This window comes from Nonomuraea soli (genome assembly GCF_013761175.1).
In the GTDB taxonomy this organism is placed as follows: Bacteria; Actinomycetota; Actinomycetes; order Streptosporangiales; family Streptosporangiaceae; genus Nonomuraea; species Nonomuraea soli.
In genome coordinates, this window is the sequence record NZ_JACDUR010000003.1 from 64,381 (window position 1) to 80,829 (window position 16,449).

A 16,449-nucleotide genomic window follows, 5' to 3' on the forward strand; every position below is an offset into this window, starting at 1 on the left:
AATCCGTCGAAGGAGTATGCGCAGAGCAATCGCTTTGGCCGGATTTATGATTCTGCCCCTGAGTTGCGGCACGGCGACGCCCCCCTCGACCGCCGCGCCCGCTCCCGATACCCCCGTCAGCACCACGCTGGCACCGCCGGTCACCTCGACCAGCGCCACCGCGGGCAGCAGCCAGACGCCCGCCGGTTCGCCCGAGCCGGTCAAGCCGGTCGGCGACACGGTCAACACCAGGAAGGTGACCTTCACCTCGGCCAAGCCGGTTTCCGGAGGCAAGCGGGTGCGGCTGGTGTGGTGGTCGGGCGTCGAGCCGTGCACGGTGCTCGACCGGGTGACGGTGAAGGAGACCCGGTCCCGGGTGACCATCACGCTGTACGAAGGGGCCGCTCGGAAGGCTCAGGACGTCAGCTGCATCATGGTCGCCGTGGAGAAGACCTACACGGTGAAGCTCAAGAAGGCGCTGGGGAAGCGCAAGATCGTCGACGGGGCCAAGCGCTGAGCGCCCTTCAGCCGTGCCGGGTGCGCTGAGGCGGCAGGCGGAACAGCCCGCGCAGCCGGCGCAGCGCCTCCCCGTCGCCCGTGACGGAGGCGGCACCGGCGCCGATCGCCCCTTCCAGGGTCGTCCTGCCGGCGGCGAGGTCGCGGAAGACCTCGCGGCCGGTCGTAACGACCGCGTCGGGGTGCTGCGCCGGTCCGTGCACGGTCTCGATCGTGCCGTCGTCGACGCGCGCGTGGAAGACCTCCTCCTCCACGCGGAACTCGTACAACGCCCGCAGCCCGGCGGCGGCCACGGGGTCGAAGCACGCCTTCAGGCCGAGCACCGCCCAGCCCGGGTGGAAGCTCTCCTGCTCGCGCGGCTCGTCCATGGCCCAGGTCAGCCCCCACCTGGCCAGGGCCATCACCACCGGTTCGAGGTCCGCTCCCGCCTGGGTGAGGGCGTAGGCGGGGGTGCGGGCAGGCGGCGGGAGGGTGACCTTGTGCGCCAGCCCTTCGTGCTCCAGGTGCTTCATCCGCGCCGCCAGCAGCCCCGTGCCCAGGCCGCGCAGGCTGTGCTGCAGGTCGCTGAAGCGTTTGGGGCCGGTCAGCAGTTCGCGGACGAGCAGCAGCGTCCACCGTTCGCCCACGAGGTCGAGGGTGCGCGCGGTCGCGCAGTACTGGTTGTAGTTCCGCTGTTCCACTTCCTCATTCTAGTTCTGGCGCTTCTTGTTATTGAAGTTCGCAGTCAGCGGGGATTGAAGCGTGAATACTCCACGAACTCCCAGCGCTGACCCAGCCCGCCGGTGATCTCGACCACCTCGCCGATCTCGAAGTCGATCACCCGCTGCGCGCCGGGAAAGGCCGCGGCCCTGTCCTCGTCGCCGTCGACGCGGGCGCGGCCGGTCAGCTGCAGCACGTCCCCGCTCTCCCAGTCCAGGAACACCAGCGCGCACCGGGGTTCGAGCTCGAGGTTGCCCAGGGTCATGAACATCGTGTTGCCCACGTAGTCGGGCCAGGCCAAACGCCCTTCGCCGAGGACGCCGACGAATCCCGGATTCCCGCCCCGGTGCGAGGCGTCGACGCCGAGGCCGTCGGCGTAGGTGCCCACGAAGAACGTGTCCGCGGCGGTGATCCAGCGTTGCTGGGCGGCGGTCAGGGTCGTGGCGGCGGGAGCGACCTTCCTCTCCATGGGTGGCGAATCTCGAAAAGTACGGACCTGGAGGTGCTTGGGGCAGTTGGAGTACACCTGCTCGGTACGCACCACCAGCCCGTCACCGTCGCGCCGCGCCCGCCCGTTGACCCGCATCCGTCTCCGGGTCGGCGGGTCGATCACCAGCATGCCGATCTCCCGCTCCGCGCCGAACAGCCCGGCCAGCGGGTCACCGGCGCCGGGCAGGCGGTCGACCACCACCGTGCGGGCGTCCGGCGCGGCCAGGAAGCCGGGCGGGCCGGTGACCGGCCCGATCCACGGCGTGCCCGAATCGTCCACGGCGGCGATCACCGCCAGGCGCCTGTCCGCGAGGAACTCGGCCGCCACCGCCGGCACGTCCGCGCCCACGGCCACCGACCCCCTGCTCCCGTCGCCCAGGCCGGTACGGCGCTGCACGGCGTATTCACCCGGGTGAAGCACGACCAACCTCCTAGAAGAAGCCGCAGGTCGGCGCACCCTGAGTGGGAGCGGGGGCGGTGTCGGCACCGGTCAGCGCGTAGATCTCCAGCCGGATGCCGTCCGGGTCGTAGAAGAACACGCCACCCGACGACGAGCCCTCACGGTGAGGCACGATCCCGTCGTGCAGCGGCTCCACGCCGAGCCCGCGCAGCGTCGCCTCGGCCCGGCGCACGGCCTCGATGTCGGACACCTTGAACGCCAGATGGTGCAGCCCGGCCCGGTCGGCGGCGAAGGCGCCGTCGCTCTGCTGCCACAACGTCACCACCAGCTCGCCGTCCCTCCCGAGGAAGGCGAACCTGCGCTCGCCCTCCGCCTGCTCGCCGAAGACCTCGAAGTCGAAGACCTGCCGGTAGAAGGCGACGGACCTGGCCAGGTCCGTCACGTTGAGGCCGACGTGGCCGGTCTGCAGGGCTGGAGTACCGCTCATACGAACCTCCGAGGCTGGAATTTCTAACGTTTTATCGCGTTATTAAACATTAGAATGACCTCCACATTCTTACGGTGTCAAGAGAGGGATAGCATTAGGACGATGGACGTCGCACAGCTGACAGGGGGCGGCTCCCCCACCCTCGGCGAAGCCCTGCCGATCGAGTTCGGCAACACCGTCTACGCGGTGCGCGGCCGGCCCAACGACGGGCTGCGGACGATCGAGCACCTGGCGGCATGGCTGCGCGACATGCGCCCCCGCCTCGCGATCACCCTCACGGACGCCGACCTGGGGAGCATCGGCGACGACGACCTGCGCCAGGCCAGAGAGCTCCGCGACACGATCAGGACCCTGGCCGCCGCGGCGGTCGAGGGCACGGCGTTCGACGCGGACGCCGTCGCGGCACTCAACCGCCACACCGCGCGCGCCCCGCGATGGCCTGAGCTGCGGGCCACCCCCGAACCGCACCTGGTGACGGCCACGTCGGGGCGCCCGGTCGAAGCGGCGCTCGCCGCACTGGCCGAGGAGGCCGCGGCCCTGTTCGCCGGATCCACGGGGCTGGAGGTGTGCGCGTGCCACGGTCCCGGCTGCGTGCTGTTCTTCGTGCGCGACAGCCCCCGGCGTGAGTGGTGCTCGGCCGGTTGCGGCAACCGGGCCCGCGTGGCACGCCACTACGCGAAGACTCGGACCATGCACAAACCCGGGCCCAAGGCAGAACCTCCGGCGAGTGGGTCCTCCTGACCGTCCGCCGAGTCAGGAGCGCAGGCCCTTGGCCTCCGCCACGAGCGCGTCGATCCGGGCCCGCAGCTCGACCTCGCGCCGAGCCGTCTGGAGCCGCCCGTCGTAGTCGGACTCCTCCATGGCCTGGCGGACGCGCGCGTCCTCCTGATGCAGGCGGACGTCCCCGTCTCCAGTTCGCAGCCGCTCGGTAAGCCGCAGGTCGTTGTCGTGCATCCGCTCCCTGCTCTCGAGTTGGGTCGCGATGCGGCGATCGTAGGCGGTCGGCTTGCTGATCAACTTGGTCAGCACGGGGAAGCAGTCAATGAGGACCAGCAGGCCCGCGAGCAGCAGGTGCGCCCACCACACCGCCCAGCTCTTGTCTGCGAGCGAGGACAGGCCGTCGAAACGTTCGAGGAGTCCCGGCACGGCCGCATGCTTGTCACGCTCCTCTTCGACCTTGGCCTCGATCTGCTCGGTCACCTGCTTCTCGTAGGTGCCCGTGAGGTCGGCCTGGACCTTCATGAGCCGGTTGACCTCGATGCCGAGCTCCTTCAAGCTCGCCTGCTTGGCCGCCAGTCCGTTGGTAGCGCGGTAGTCCTCCAGGGCACGCTCGCGCTCGATGCACCGCAGTCCTCGACCCTGGATACCGCTGACTTCGCCGCTAGTCTTGTAACCGGCACATTCGTCCATTTTCAGCCCCGACAGCCGATTCTCCTCCTTGTTGAGCGGCTTCAAATCCTTCGCGAGCTGGTCACGTTGCTCGATGGCGCGCTTGAGTGCTGCGGGGTCGGGCGCGGCGATCGTCAGCTTCGCGTCCGAACAGTCCGCCCCCAGCTGGGGCTTCGGATAGCAGTTGCCGTACTTGGTCCTGACCGCGTCCACGGCGGCGACCTGGTCCTCCTTGATCTGCTCGACGATCGCCGACTCGAACACCTTCAGCGTCACCGGCTCGGAGATCAGCACCCCGATGATCACCGAGATGAACAGCCGGGGCAGCAGCACGAAGAATCGGCTCGGCCCGATCACGCCCTGCGAGCTGGAGATGAGCCAGCTGTCGAAAACTCCGATGACCGCCGCCCAGAACAGCGCTCCTCCGATGCTCAGCGGCAACGGCGCCTGTAGGAACTCGTGGAGCACGATATAGACCGAGACGCCCGCGATCAGCGCCGTGCACACGACGATGGCTCCCGTACGGCTCAGCTTGGCGCGGTCCTCTGGCACCCAGGCGAGCACATCCTCCTGGACGCCGATGATCCGCCGTAGCAGCCTGCCCAACCCGCGTCCCCCACGGGGCGGAGGCGGCAGCGGAATACGCTGCACGGGCGCGTCCTGGGTCGTCGTCATGGCGCGCTCCCGTTGGACTCAAGGGAACCGGGGATCTGGCGAGGCTGCTCAGCGGAGACCTGTGGCGTGCCGGTGAGGTTGCGGACCACGCCGACGATCACCTCAGCCAGGTCGGCGTGGTCGGTCTGACCCCGCTTGATCAGCTCTTCGGCGATCCTGGCCTGCAGCTCCTGGTCACGGGCCCGCTGCTCCCTGTCCCACTGCTCGGACTCCCGCTCGCTCTCCCACCTGCGCTGCTCCCTGGCCGCGGCCATGTCCTGGTCGCGGGCCTGCTTGGCGTGGTCGAGCCGGATCTTCTCACGCTCCCACTCCCTGTCGTTGGCGGCCCTATCGGACTCCAGCGCCTGCTGGGCGATCGTGATCTCGCGCTCGATCCTGAGTTTCTCCTTCTCGCGCTCCCACTCCCTGTCGTCCCTGGTGACCTCCCATTGCTTGGCGCGTGACTCCTTCTCGATGTCGAGCCGCAACCTCTCGTGGTCGAGGGCGATCTTGCTGTCCAGGAGCTTGCCCTCGACCTCCCACCGGTGTTCGAGATGCCGGTCGTTTCTCTGCTCCTCGCGCAGCCCGTCCTCCCGTCTGAGTCTCATCGCCTCATCCACACGCTGAATGAGCGCGTTGCCGTCCAGGTCGCCTCGGACGACGGCATGGGCGATGACCGCGTTCGGGTCGTCGGCGGTGGCGTCGGCGAACATCCTGCCCAGCTTGAGGTCCGCGGCCATCGCGCGATGCCGCTGCTCCTGGCCGAACTCCGCCTCGTCACGCTGGTAGGTGCGTTCCAGCCGTCTGGTCTGCTCGGTCTGGGACTGACGCTCACGCTCCGTCTGGCCCTCCTCGGCAGCCATCTCCCGCGCGAACTGCTGGTCGTCCCGCTGGTACCCGCGCTTGGTGAGCTCCTGCTCCCGCTCCAGCTCCATGAGCAGTTGCTGGCTGCGATGCGCCTTGAGCCGCTCCTCCTGCTCGCGCTGCTCCTTCAGCACGTCCTCCGGCTTGAGCACCTCGATGCTCGACAGCTGGATCTGCATGCCGCGGGTGGCCGGCGGGCTGGCCTGCACGTAGATGCCCAGCTCAAGCTGCGCGTTGTCGTGGACCTGGGCGGAGTCAGCGATCGGGTGGGCGATGCCGAGCAGGTAGAGCTTGTGATAGCCCTTGAGGTAGGTCAGGAGCGGCTCGGTCAGGTCGCGGTGACCGGCCTCGGCCACGAGTCGCTCGTCGGTGACCGTACAGGCGAACGTGACGCGCAGCGTGAACTCGTCCACCCCGCTCGACTGCAGCGTGAGCTGTACGGTGACCGGCTTCTTGGAGGTCATGTCGACCAGGCACCAGCTCGTGGCATGGATTACGTGGTCGGCGCGCAGGCCGTGCCGCCTGTCTCTGCTGCTGATGGAGGTGACACCATCGCTCACGACGACGGTCTGGTGGGGCAGCGGGCTGGGGATCTCGCCGGCCACGCGTTCCTTCGCGCCGAGGCCGAAGGTGCCGCGCTTGCTCGCTGCCGTGAGCGTGCCCTGGTCAATCACCGGATATGTCATTGAAAATCTCCCCGATCAGGGCGACGAAAGTGGGTGCGCGACGGGAGTCGCGACGCTGGGCGAAACGAACGAACTGCGTTTCGAAGGGCTCGCGCTCCCCTGCGGGCAGCCCGTCGCGCAGCGCTCTGACGGCGGAGCGGATGATCTCCTCGTCCTTCACGGCGTCGAGAACGGTGTACAGATTGGCGAAGGTGGCCGTCCGGATCGGACGGTTCGTCACGAGCAACGCCCAGAGCTCGCCGAACACCTGGGAGTCCTGCGGTTGTCTGCCCAGGTGGCCCGCGGAGGTGGTGCCGTCGTCGTCAGCCGCGCAGAGCACGCCGAGAGCGATCTCGCTGGCGGGCCCGTTCCGCTCGGCACGCAGTTTGGCGACCAGACTGTCGAGCACCACCCGGTTCGCCCCGGTCTCGGCGTAGCAGAGGTTCTGGTAGAGGACCGCGATGGCCGCGACGGCGGCTTCCGCGATCTCCTCGTCCCGCACCAGCGTCCACAGGTTCCGCATCGCCTCGCCCGGGTCGAGCACGCCGACCAGGGTGCCGAAGGCGGAGGCCGCCGCGCACCTGCGCAGCACCGCCTTACTTCGCGACCATCGCAGAGCCGTACGGCGGGCAAGAGGCTCTGTGCTGTCGCCGTAACACATGAAGGAGAGGACATAGGTAGCAGCCGTCCAGGCCCGCCAGCCGCGCTCCCCGTCCGACCAGGGCTGTAGGAACCTGGTGCGCACGCTGTCGAAATCGTGCTCGGCCAGGAGGGCCAGGCCGTACGTGAGCTGCGTGAGCACCTCGGGATCACGGTCGTCGACGACCTCGTCGATCCAGTCGAACACCCTGGTCCAGAAGTCGTCGGGGTACTCACACAGCTCGGCGATCACGTGCGGCTGGAACCCGGACGACTTGAACTCCACGCACCGCCTGGTCTGGCCAGGAATCGCGTCATCGGAGACGGCCTCACGCCGTACCATGGCGATCAGAGAGCTCTCAGGGCGTTTCCTGACCTGGCGGAACCTGGGCGCCTCGGTAGGATCCTCCGGCTCGGGATCGGCGCGCAGGCGGCTTGACCAGTGCTCGAACCGGTTCTCCTGGAGCCCGTTCAGGAAGGCGAGGGCGGCCGCCTCCGCCAGTTCTCTCCACTCGGGCTCCCCGGCGAACCAGTCCTCGACGCGGCGTTTGTGGGCGAGATCCAGGCCGGCGAGCGACTCCTGCTCGTCGATACCGTCGGCGCGGCTGCCCGCGAAGCGGACCAGATCGGCCATGCTGTGCTCGTTCAGCACCTCCCAACCGACGGCAACCTCCTGCACGCCGTACACAGAAAGCAGGCTCTGGGGCGTGGGGCGCGGCCAGGAGAAGTGCGAGACCAGCGTGGAGATCTGGTGCTCGGCGGTGATGACGAGATGCGCGGCGGCCGCCTGGATCTTCTCGACCAGGGTGCTCAGCCCGACGTCGCCCGTGTCTTCGTCGGCGGGCCGGTTCAGCAGCAGATAGCAGGCCTCGACCTCGAAGGAGAGTTCGGCCAGTTCCTGAAAGGGCCGATCGGCCGACAACATGTGCATCACGCGGTCGCCGCCCAGACCGCGCATCAGGTTGATGGCGCCCGTACGCCTTCCGTTGCCGGGAGCGGCGTGGAGCACGATGACCCGCTCTTCACGGAGCGTGTCCAGGGCTTGTTGGTACGGCTCAGGTCGGGCGTACCTGGTACAGGCCTGTTCGATCACCCTGGTAGGCACCCGTCCTGACAACCGGTATGAGACGACGCCCGTCGCCCCGTTGGCCAGGCCGATCGTGGAGTTGGCGCCCAGGTGCACAGGACCGGTGATGATCGTGGAGGTGGTCTGGGTGGCCCGCATCTCCTTCGCGGCCTCGCCCGCGCTGGGCGGGACGGGCGCATCCCCGGTCTCGCTCACCGGTTCTGGATCCCTATCACGCCGCCGTCGCCGAGCTGGACGGACCCGTGGAAGACGTTCTCGACGCGCTGGCCGTGGTGGTTTTCCTGTCCCGTCTTCTCCCCCAGGTCCAACGCCTGAACGTCGATGCCGGGCATCAGCAGCCATCCGGTGCCTTTAAAGGACTTGACTGACACGTCCACCTCGCGCAGGTCCTCCGGCTCCCAGGTGGTGTGCCCGTTGGCCACCACGCCCTGGTAGACGTCGTCGGACAGGAGTACGGCCAGGCGGGCGCGCGGTGCGCGCTCGATGGCGAGCCTGACCGGCCTGGCGTCCAAGAGCCGACCGGAGACGATGGGCGCCTTGCCGGGGAAGCCGTTGTCGCCCTCGGACAGGACGCCATAGTGGATGGACATCCGTAAGCGCATGCTGTCGTCCCTGGCACGGAGCAGCTTGTTCACGTGACGGACGAAGCCGTCCACCAGGGCGATCTCATCGGACTCCCGTGGCAGGACGGCGAACACGCCGTCCCCCGAGGGCTGCACCTGCCAGGCGTCATGGTCGAGCCGCGCGGCTGCGGCTGCCTGGGCGAGCAGGTCCCGCAGGCCTGTCTGCTGGGCGGCGTTCTCCAGCGGGCCGCCCGCGCTGTAGTTGACGATGTCGGCGCCCACCAAAGGGGCACGCCAGTAGATCTGAGTCATGGGCTCACCTGAGGCTGAGATGATCAGCGGATTAGATGCTCCACAGGACACCGAAGTTGCCGAATTATCGGGGAATGTGGGATCTGTTCCGCGCCTGGGGAAGCACACTCTAGAGGCCCATGGGTCGAGAGATTTCATCAAATGACGGAAATGTTGGCGATCCGTCTGAGTTCTTTCTCGTCCCGGACGACGAGGTTCCGGTAGCGCGTCTCGATCAGACCGTCACGCCGCAGCACCGCCAGCGCCCTGTGCACCGACGGCTCCTTGGCTCCGATGATGCCGGCGAGCTCCTGCTGGGTGAGCGCCACCGTGATCTCGACGCCCTCCTTGACCTGCCTGCCGTACAGATCGATCAGTTCGACGACGACCCTGGCGAGCCTGGACTGCACGTCGTGACCGCTGAAGTCGATCCGCCGCCTCGTCGCCGACCGTAGCTTGGCGCCGATGACCCCGCTCACCGCGAGCGACGCCTCCGGGCGGGCCGCGAGGAAGACACGAAAGTCGCGGCTGCTGATGCGGTTGGCGAGCACCGGGCCCGTCGCCGTCGCGGTGGCGATGCGCGGCGACGGATCGACCGCTGACAGCTCGCCGATCAGGTCTCCTCTCACCCTGATGGCGAGTAACGCGGACTGGTCGCCCGCCGTGATCTTGACGACTCCTTCGCGCAGGAGCAGCACGTGGGTGCCCGTGTCGCCTTCCACCAGGAGCTGCTCCTCGGCCTGGTAACGGACCACAGTGCCGAGCCCAAGCAGTGCGGAACGGTCGGCGGTCGCGAGCCTTCCGAGCAGGCTCCCGGGGGGCCACTCTCCGTCCATCGGACCTCCATCTCAGGGGAATACCCGATCCCCTTCTCAGGGTTGAGTCGAGTAGGCTCAAGACGTTTGACAAAGACCCCAAGCATTCATACGTTGAGTCCAGCCAACTCAACTTTGACTACAAGGACGAACTCATGGCACGTGCGGTAGGTATCGACCTGGGGACGACCAACTCCGTCGTCTCGATTCTCGAGGGCGGCGAGCCCACTGTCATCGCCAACGCGCAGGGCTCGCGGACGACCCCGTCCGTCGTCGCCTTCGCGAAGAACGGCGAGGTCCTCGTCGGTGAGGTGGCCAAGCGTCAGGCCGTCACCAACGTCGACCGGACGATCCGCTCGGTCAAGCGTGAGATGGGCACCAACTGGTCCCAGGAGATCGACGGCAAGAAGTTCTCCCCCCAGCAGATCAGCGCCTTCGTGCTGCAGAAGCTCAAGCAGGACGCCGAGGCGTACCTGGGCGAGAAGATCGCCGACGCGGTGATCACCGTCCCGGCCTACTTCAACGACGCCCAGCGCCAGGCCACCAAGGAAGCCGGCACGATCGCGGGCCTCAACGTGCTCCGCATCATCAACGAGCCGACCGCCGCGGCCCTGGCCTACGGCCTCGACAAGGACAAGGACCAGACGATCCTGGTCTTCGACCTCGGCGGCGGCACCTTCGACGTGTCCCTGCTCGACGTCGGCTCCGAAGACGGCCACGGCTTCGTCGAGGTCAAGGCCACCTCCGGCGACAACCACCTGGGCGGCGACGACTGGGACCAGCGCGTCGTCGACGAGCTGGTCAAGCGCTTCCAGAACGCTCACGGCGTCGACCTGTCCAAGGACAAGATGGCCCTGCAGCGTCTGCGCGAGGCCTCGGAGAAGGCCAAGATCGAGCTGTCCTCGCAGAGCGAGACCTCCATCAACCTGCCTTACATCACCGCCAGCTCCGAGGGCCCGCTCCACCTCGACGAGAAGCTCACCCGCAGCGAGTTCCAGCGCCTGACCGCCGACCTGCTCGAGCGGACCAAGGGCCCGTTCAACCAGGTCATCAAGGACGCCGGCATCAAGGTCTCCGACATCGCCCACGTGGTGCTCGTCGGCGGCTCGACCCGCATGCCCGCCGTCTCCGAGCTGGTCAAGGAGCTCACCGGCGGCAAGGAGCCGAACAAGGGCGTCAACCCCGACGAGGTCGTCGCCATCGGCGCCGCACTCCAGGCGGGCGTGCTCAAGGGTGAGGTCAAGGACGTCCTGCTGCTCGACGTGACCCCGCTGTCGCTGGGCATCGAGACCAAGGGCGGCATCTTCACCAAGATCATCGAGCGCAACACCACGATCCCGACCAAGCGCTCCGAGGTCTTCACCACGGCCGAGGACAACCAGCCGTCGGTGCAGATCCAGGTCTACCAGGGCGAGCGCGAGATCGCGGCCTACAACAAGAAGCTGGCCACCTTCGAACTGACCGGCATCGCCCCGGCGCCGCGCGGCATCCCGCAGATCGAGGTCACCTTCGACATCGACGCCAACGGCATCGTCAACGTCTCCGCCAAGGACCTCGGCACCGGCAAGGAGCAGACGATGACCATCACCGGCGGCTCCGCGCTGCCGAAGGACGACATCGAGCGCATGATGCGCGAGGCCGAGTCCTACGCCGACGAGGACCGCAAGCGCCGCGAGGAGGCCGAGACCCGCAACAACGCCGACGGTCTCGTCTACCAGACGGAGAAGTTCGTCCGCGAGAACGACGACAAGATCCCGGACGACATCAAGCAGCAGGTCAACGACGAGCTCGCCGCGGTGAAGAAGGCCCTCGAGGGCACCGACATCGACGCGATCCGCAACTCCGCGGAGAAGCTCGCCACGGTCAGCCAGCAGATGGGCTCGGCGATCTACGCCCAGTCGCAGGGCTCCGCCGCCGGCCAGGAGGCCCCTGAGCAGGACGGCCCCCAGCAGACCAAGGCCGACGACGACGTGGTCGAGGCCGAGATCGTCGACGACGAGCAGCCGAAGAAGGACGCGTGAAGTGAGTAGTGGAAACGGAGCTGAGGAAGCACCCGTGATCCGCGACAACCGCAAGATCGACCCGGAGACGGGCGAGGCACGTCACAAGGACGCGGAGCAGGAGATCGCCGAAGACGACGCCGCCAAGGCTGGGAGCCAGATCCTCAGCGGCGCCGAGGCCGACCTTCTCCTGGAGCGCACCGCCGACCTGCAGCGCCTCCAGGCGGAGTACACCAACTACCGCCGCCGGGTGGAGCGTGACCGGGTCGCGGTGAAGGAGCAGGCCGTCGCGGGCGTGCTCACCGAACTGCTTCCCGTGCTCGACGACATCGGCAGGGCCCGCGACCACGGCGAGCTCACCGGCGGTTTCGCGAAGGTGGCCGAATCCCTGGAGTCGGCCGCCACCAAACTGGGGCTCGAGCCGTACGGCCAGAAGGGCGACCCGTTCGACCCGACCATCCACGAGGCGCTGATGCACAGCTACTCGTCGGAGGTCACCGAGCCGACCTGCATCGAGGTGCTCCAGCCGGGCTACCGGATGGGTGAGCGGATCTTGCGCCCGGCGCGCGTCGCCGTGGCAGAGCCAGAAACCGAGGAATGAGGTTATGAGCACCAAGGACTACCTGGAGAAGGACTACTACAAGGTCCTTGGTGTGCCCAAGTCCGCCTCGGCCGACGAGATCAAGAAGGCCTACCGGAAGCTGGCCAGGGAGAACCACCCCGACGCCAACCAGGGCAGCCCGGAGAAAGAGGCCAAGTTCAAGGAGATCTCCGAGGCCTACGACGTGCTCTCCGACGCCAAACGGCGCAAGGAGTACGACGAGGCGCGCACGTTGTTCGGGTCGGGCGTGGGTGGCGCCCGGCCGGGCGGCGGCGGAGGATTCCCCTTCGACTTCGGCGACCTGTTCGGCGGCTCCAACCAGCAGGGCAGCACATCCGACCGGATAGGCGACCTGTTCGGCGGCATCTTCAACCGCGGCGGCAGCGGCGGTGGCGGCAGCCGTACCACCGGCGGCGCCACCAGGGCACGGCGCGGGCAGGACATCGAGTCCGAGGTGACCCTCTCCTTCACCGAGGCGGTCCAGGGCACCACCGTGTCGCTCCGGCTCACCAGCTCGCAAGGATGCGCCGCCTGCTCCGGCACCGGCGCCAAGGCAGGCACCACCCCGCGGGTCTGTCCGACCTGCGAAGGCACCGGAGCGGCCAGCCGCAACCTCGGCAACTTCGCCTTCTCCGAGCCGTGCCGCGACTGCAAGGGCCGCGGACTCCTGGTCGACGACCCCTGCCCCGTGTGCGAGGGCAGCGGCCGGGCCAAGAGCACCCGCACCATCCAGGCGCGGATCCCGGCAGGGGTCGACGACGGCAAGCGGGTCAAGCTGAAGGCCAAGGGCGCGCCCGGCGAGAACGGCGGGCCCGCCGGAGACCTCTACATCCTGACCCACGTCAAGCCGCATCCCGTGTTCGGGAGGAACGCCGACAACCTCACGATCACCGTGCCCGTCACCTTCACGGAGGCGGCCCTCGGCGCGGAGATCAAGGTGCCGACGCTCAAGGGCATGCCGGTGACCGTGCGCATCGCGCCCGGCACGCGCAACGGCCAGGTGCAGCGCGTCCGCGGACGCGGCGTGGCACGCAAGGACGGCACCAAGGGCGACCTGCTGGTCACCTTCGAGGTCGTCGTGCCCAAGCACCTCGACGACAAGGCTCGCGAGCTCCTGACCGAGTTCCGCGAAGCCACCGCGGGCGACGACCCGCGAGCGGAACTGATCGAGAAGGCCAGAAGCGAGTAGCAGCAGGCATCCGCCTGCCGTACCGAAGGAACCGAGCCATGGACGCCAGATACTTCGATCTCTCCGACGACACACCCGTCTATGTGATCTCGGTGGCGGCCCAGCTCTCCGGTCTGCACCCGCAGACCCTGCGGCAGTACGACCGCCTGGGGCTGGTCAGCCCCGGGCGGACCGCGGGACGCGGGCGGCTGTACTCCACCCGCGACATCCTCCAGCTGCGCGAGGTGCAACGGCTCTCCCAGGAGGAGGGCATCAATCTGGCCGGGATCAAACGGATCCTGGAGCTGGAGAACGAAGGACTGCGCCTCCGCGAGGAGGTGCACCGGCTACGCGCCGAGATGCAGATGATCAAGGCGCTCATCAGATACGAGCTGCCACCGGGGGCGTGAACATATGGACTACAAGCTGACCCAGAAGAGCCAGGAGGCCCTGTCGGTCGCCATGCGCAGGGCCGCGGCCGAGGGCAACCCCGAGATCGCCCCCGCGCACCTGCTCGCCGCGCTGCTGGGTCAGACAGGCGGTACGGCAGTGCCCCTGCTCGACGCCGTCGGCGCCGACTGGAAGGCCCTGAAGGTCAAGACCGAGCAGCTGCTCGCCGGCCTGCCCAAGGCGCAGGGCGCCACCGTGAGCGCCCCCAACTCCTCCCGCCAGCTGCTGACGGTCATCAACACCGCCGCCCACCAGGCCAAGCGACTCGAAGACGACTACGTCTCCACCGAACACCTCCTGGTCGGACTCGCCACCGACGGCGGCCAGGTGGCCGACCTGCTCAAGCAGGCGGGCGCCACCCGCGAGGCCCTGCTCGACGCCTTCGAGAAGGTGCGCGGCAACGCCCGCGTCACGAGCGAGACGCCCGAAGACACCTACAAGGCGCTCGAGAAGTACGCCGTCGACCTGACCGAGCGGGCGCGCTCCGGCAAGCTCGACCCGGTCATCGGCCGCGACTCCGAGATCCGCCGCGTCGTGCAGGTGCTGTCCCGCCGTACGAAGAACAACCCCGTGCTCATCGGCGAGCCAGGCGTGGGCAAGACCGCCGTCGTCGAAGGCCTCGCCCAGCGCATCATCGCCGGCGACGTGCCCGAATCCCTGCGCAACAAGCGCCTGATGTCGCTCGACCTGGGCGCCATGGTCGCGGGCGCCAAGTACCGCGGCGAGTTCGAGGAGCGGCTCAAGGCCGTGCTCTCCGAGATCAAGGAGAGCGACGGCCAGGTCGTCACCTTCATCGACGAACTCCACACCGTGGTCGGCGCCGGCGCCGCGGAAGGCGCCATGGACGCCGGCAACATGCTCAAGCCCATGCTCGCCCGCGGCGAACTACGCATGATCGGCGCGACCACCCTCGACGAATACCGCGAGCGCATCGAGAAGGACCCCGCCCTGGAGCGCCGCTTCCAGCAGGTCTACGTCGGCGAGCCGACCGTCGAGGACACCATCGCCATCCTGCGCGGGCTCAAGGGCCGCTACGAGGCCCACCACCAGGTCCAGATCGCCGACAGCGCCCTCGTGGCCGCCGCGGCCCTGTCCGACCGCTACATCACCAACCGCTTCCTGCCCGACAAGGCCATCGACCTCGTCGACGAGGCCGCCTCCCGGCTCCGCATGGAGATCGACTCCCGTCCCGTGGAGATCGACCAGCTCCAGCGCGACGTCGACCGCATGAAAATGGAAGAGCTCGCGCTCGCCAAGGAAACCGACGAAGCCTCACTTGGCCGGCTCGAACGGCTGCGCGCCGAACTGGCCGACCGCCAGGAAGAGCTCAACGCCCTCGTGGGCCGGTGGGAACACGAGAAGGCCGGACTCAACCGCGTCGGCGACCTCAAGAAGCAGCTCGACGAGGTGCGCAGCAACGCCGAACGATTCCAGCGCGACGGCAACTACGGCGAAGCCTCCCGCCTGCTCTACGACGAGGTCCCCCGCCTGGAGCGCGAACTCGAAGCCGCCTCCCAGGAGACACCCGAGCAGCAGATGGTCAAGGAGGAGGTCGGCGCCGACGACATCGCCGAAGTCATCTCCTCCTGGACCGGCATCCCGGCAGGAAGGCTGCTGGAAGCCGAGACCGCCAAGCTGCTGCGCATGGAAGACGAGCTCGGCCGCCGGCTGATCGGCCAGCGCGACGCCGTGCGCGCCGTCTCCGACGCCGTACGGCGGTCACGCGCCGGCATCGCCGACCCCGACCGCCCCACCGGCAGCTTCCTCTTCCTCGGCCCCACCGGCGTCGGCAAGACCGAGCTGGCCAAGGCACTGGCGGAATTCCTCTTCGACGACGAGCGGGCCATGACCCGCATCGACATGAGCGAATACTCCGAGAAGCACAGCGTCGCCCGGCTCGTCGGCGCCCCTCCCGGCTACGTCGGCTACGAGGAGGGCGGCCAGCTCACCGAAGCCGTCCGCCGCCGGCCCTACACCGTCGTCCTGCTCGACGAGGTCGAGAAGGCCCACCCCGAGGTCTTCGACATCCTGCTGCAGGTCCTCGACGACGGCCGCCTCACCGACGGCCAGGGCCGCACCGTCGACTTCCGCAACACCATCCTGATCCTCACCTCCAACCTCGGCTCCGCCCTCCTGCCCGACCGCGACGCGGTCATGGCGCTCGTACGGAAAACGTTCAAGCCCGAATTCCTCAACCGGCTCGACGACGTCATCCTCTTCGACGCGCTCGGCACCGAGGAGCTCAGCCGCATCGTCGACCTCCAGGTCGACCGGCTCGCCCACCGGCTGTCGGACCGCAGGCTCACCCTCGACGTGACACCCGCGGCCAGGGAGTGGCTGGTGCTCACCGGCTTCGACCCCCTGTACGGCGCGCGACCCCTACGGCGGCTGGTGCAGTCGGCCATCGGGGACAAGCTGGCCAAGTCGATCCTGGCGGGGGACGTGGTCGACGGGGACAAGGTCGTGGTCGACCTTGGCGATGACGAGCTGGTGGTGCAACGCACCTCCTGACGGCTCGGTCCCTCCCTGGGCGGCGGGCGCTTCGCGCCGTGGCGTGGTCGGGGCTGTGACACCGGGGCCCCGCCCCGGACCCCGCACGGGGGGCTCCGCCCCCCGGCACCCCCCGCCCACCCGTGACGCGTTTCCTGGGTTACCCGCTTGGACCCCACCCGGCTCTGTCGTCCTCGCGCTCC

The 16,449-nt window shown here is 68.4% G+C and carries 14 protein-coding genes and 1 pseudogene; 7 read left to right on the forward strand and 8 right to left on the reverse strand.

Going from position 1 to position 16,449, the window contains the following annotated elements:
• Positions 1 to 46: 46 nt before the first annotated feature.
• Positions 47 to 496: a hypothetical protein gene (locus HNR30_RS13085; RefSeq protein ID WP_246378542.1), complete on the forward strand. Its 450-nt coding sequence runs from the start codon at positions 47 to 49 to the stop codon at positions 494 to 496.
• A gap of 7 nt (positions 497 to 503) precedes the next feature.
• Here the strand turns inward: HNR30_RS13085 and HNR30_RS50100 are convergent, their stop codons facing one another.
• The 3 genes from HNR30_RS50100 to HNR30_RS13100 are packed head-to-tail and all read right to left on the reverse strand — an operon-like array spanning position 504 to position 2,570.
• On the reverse strand, positions 504 to 1,175 hold the full coding sequence (locus HNR30_RS50100; protein WP_181610114.1) for a winged helix-turn-helix transcriptional regulator: 672 nt from the start codon (positions 1,173 to 1,175) through the stop codon (positions 504 to 506).
• A 44-nt stretch (positions 1,176 to 1,219) separates the two neighbouring features.
• Positions 1,220 to 2,104, reverse strand: a complete 885-nt coding sequence (locus HNR30_RS13095; RefSeq protein ID WP_181610115.1) for a pyridoxamine 5'-phosphate oxidase family protein — start codon at positions 2,102 to 2,104, stop codon at positions 1,220 to 1,222.
• Positions 2,105 to 2,114: 10 nt separating this feature from the next.
• The gene (locus tag HNR30_RS13100; RefSeq protein WP_181610116.1) at positions 2,115 to 2,570 is read right to left on the reverse strand and encodes a VOC family protein; all 456 of its coding nucleotides are present in this window, start codon (positions 2,568 to 2,570) and stop codon (positions 2,115 to 2,117) included.
• Between the two features lie 102 nt (positions 2,571 to 2,672).
• Here HNR30_RS13100 and HNR30_RS13105 point away from each other — a divergent pair, with 102 nt between their 5' ends.
• Entirely contained in the window at positions 2,673 to 3,311 is a 639-nt protein-coding gene (locus tag HNR30_RS13105) for a CGNR zinc finger domain-containing protein (RefSeq protein ID WP_181610117.1), read from the forward strand.
• 12 nt (positions 3,312 to 3,323) lie between these two features.
• Here the strand turns inward: HNR30_RS13105 and HNR30_RS13110 are convergent, their stop codons facing one another.
• From HNR30_RS13110 to HNR30_RS13130, 5 genes are all read right to left on the reverse strand, one after another.
• Entirely contained in the window at positions 3,324 to 4,634 is a 1,311-nt protein-coding gene (locus HNR30_RS13110; RefSeq protein ID WP_181610118.1) for a DUF4407 domain-containing protein, read from the reverse strand.
• Positions 4,631 to 6,163, reverse strand: a complete 1,533-nt coding sequence (locus HNR30_RS13115) for a hypothetical protein (RefSeq protein WP_181610119.1) — start codon at positions 6,161 to 6,163, stop codon at positions 4,631 to 4,633. Before HNR30_RS13115 ends, HNR30_RS13110 begins: the two co-directional genes overlap by 4 nt.
• Complete coding sequence (locus tag HNR30_RS13120) at positions 6,144 to 8,063, reverse strand: hypothetical protein (RefSeq protein WP_181610120.1); 1,920 nt, start codon at positions 8,061 to 8,063, stop codon at positions 6,144 to 6,146. Before HNR30_RS13120 ends, HNR30_RS13115 begins: the two co-directional genes overlap by 20 nt.
• Entirely contained in the window at positions 8,060 to 8,743 is a 684-nt protein-coding gene (locus HNR30_RS13125) for a hypothetical protein (RefSeq protein WP_181610121.1), read from the reverse strand. Before HNR30_RS13125 ends, HNR30_RS13120 begins: the two co-directional genes overlap by 4 nt.
• 137 nt (positions 8,744 to 8,880) lie before the next feature.
• Complete coding sequence (locus HNR30_RS13130; protein ID WP_181610122.1) at positions 8,881 to 9,558, reverse strand: Crp/Fnr family transcriptional regulator; 678 nt, start codon at positions 9,556 to 9,558, stop codon at positions 8,881 to 8,883.
• A gap of 134 nt (positions 9,559 to 9,692) precedes the next feature.
• On the opposite strand from HNR30_RS13130, the gene dnaK reads away from it, so the two are divergent.
• The 5 genes and pseudogenes from dnaK to clpB all read left to right on the forward strand — a co-directional run bounded on the left by dnaK (position 9,693) and on the right by clpB (position 16,267).
• Positions 9,693 to 11,558: a molecular chaperone DnaK gene (gene dnaK, locus HNR30_RS13135; RefSeq protein ID WP_181610123.1), complete on the forward strand. Its 1,866-nt coding sequence runs from the start codon at positions 9,693 to 9,695 to the stop codon at positions 11,556 to 11,558.
• Between the two features lies 1 nt (position 11,559).
• Positions 11,560 to 12,138, forward strand: a complete 579-nt coding sequence (gene grpE / locus HNR30_RS13140; protein WP_181610124.1) for a nucleotide exchange factor GrpE — start codon at positions 11,560 to 11,562, stop codon at positions 12,136 to 12,138.
• Positions 12,139 to 12,142: 4 nt separating this feature from the next.
• Entirely contained in the window at positions 12,143 to 13,327 is a 1,185-nt protein-coding gene (gene dnaJ / locus HNR30_RS13145) for a molecular chaperone DnaJ (protein WP_181610125.1), read from the forward strand.
• A gap of 38 nt (positions 13,328 to 13,365) precedes the next feature.
• A pseudogene (locus HNR30_RS13150) lies at positions 13,366 to 13,689 on the forward strand (heat shock protein transcriptional repressor HspR); the annotation flags it as partial.
• Between the two features lie 31 nt (positions 13,690 to 13,720).
• The gene (clpB, locus tag HNR30_RS13155; RefSeq protein ID WP_181610127.1) at positions 13,721 to 16,267 is read left to right on the forward strand and encodes an ATP-dependent chaperone ClpB; all 2,547 of its coding nucleotides are present in this window, start codon (positions 13,721 to 13,723) and stop codon (positions 16,265 to 16,267) included.
• Positions 16,268 to 16,449: the final 182 nt, after the last annotated feature.

Coding starts and splice junctions, on each gene's coding strand:
- HNR30_RS13115 (WP_181610119.1), bottom strand. CDS start 6,163: ATGACATATCCGGTGATTGACCAGGGCACGCTCACGGCAGCGAGCAAG.
- dnaJ (WP_181610125.1), top strand. CDS start 12,143: ATGAGCACCAAGGACTACCTGGAGAAGGACTACTACAAGGTCCTTGGT.
- HNR30_RS13110 (WP_181610118.1), bottom strand. CDS start 4,634: ATGACGACGACCCAGGACGCGCCCGTGCAGCGTATTCCGCTGCCGCCT.
- HNR30_RS13125 (WP_181610121.1), bottom strand. CDS start 8,743: ATGACTCAGATCTACTGGCGTGCCCCTTTGGTGGGCGCCGACATCGTC.
- HNR30_RS13100 (WP_181610116.1), bottom strand. CDS start 2,570: ATGAGCGGTACTCCAGCCCTGCAGACCGGCCACGTCGGCCTCAACGTG.
- HNR30_RS13085 (WP_246378542.1), top strand. CDS start 47: ATGATTCTGCCCCTGAGTTGCGGCACGGCGACGCCCCCCTCGACCGCC.
- clpB (WP_181610127.1), top strand. CDS start 13,721: ATGGACTACAAGCTGACCCAGAAGAGCCAGGAGGCCCTGTCGGTCGCC.
- dnaK (WP_181610123.1), top strand. CDS start 9,693: ATGGCACGTGCGGTAGGTATCGACCTGGGGACGACCAACTCCGTCGTC.
- HNR30_RS13130 (WP_181610122.1), bottom strand. CDS start 9,558: ATGGACGGAGAGTGGCCCCCCGGGAGCCTGCTCGGAAGGCTCGCGACC.
- HNR30_RS13105 (WP_181610117.1), top strand. CDS start 2,673: ATGGACGTCGCACAGCTGACAGGGGGCGGCTCCCCCACCCTCGGCGAA.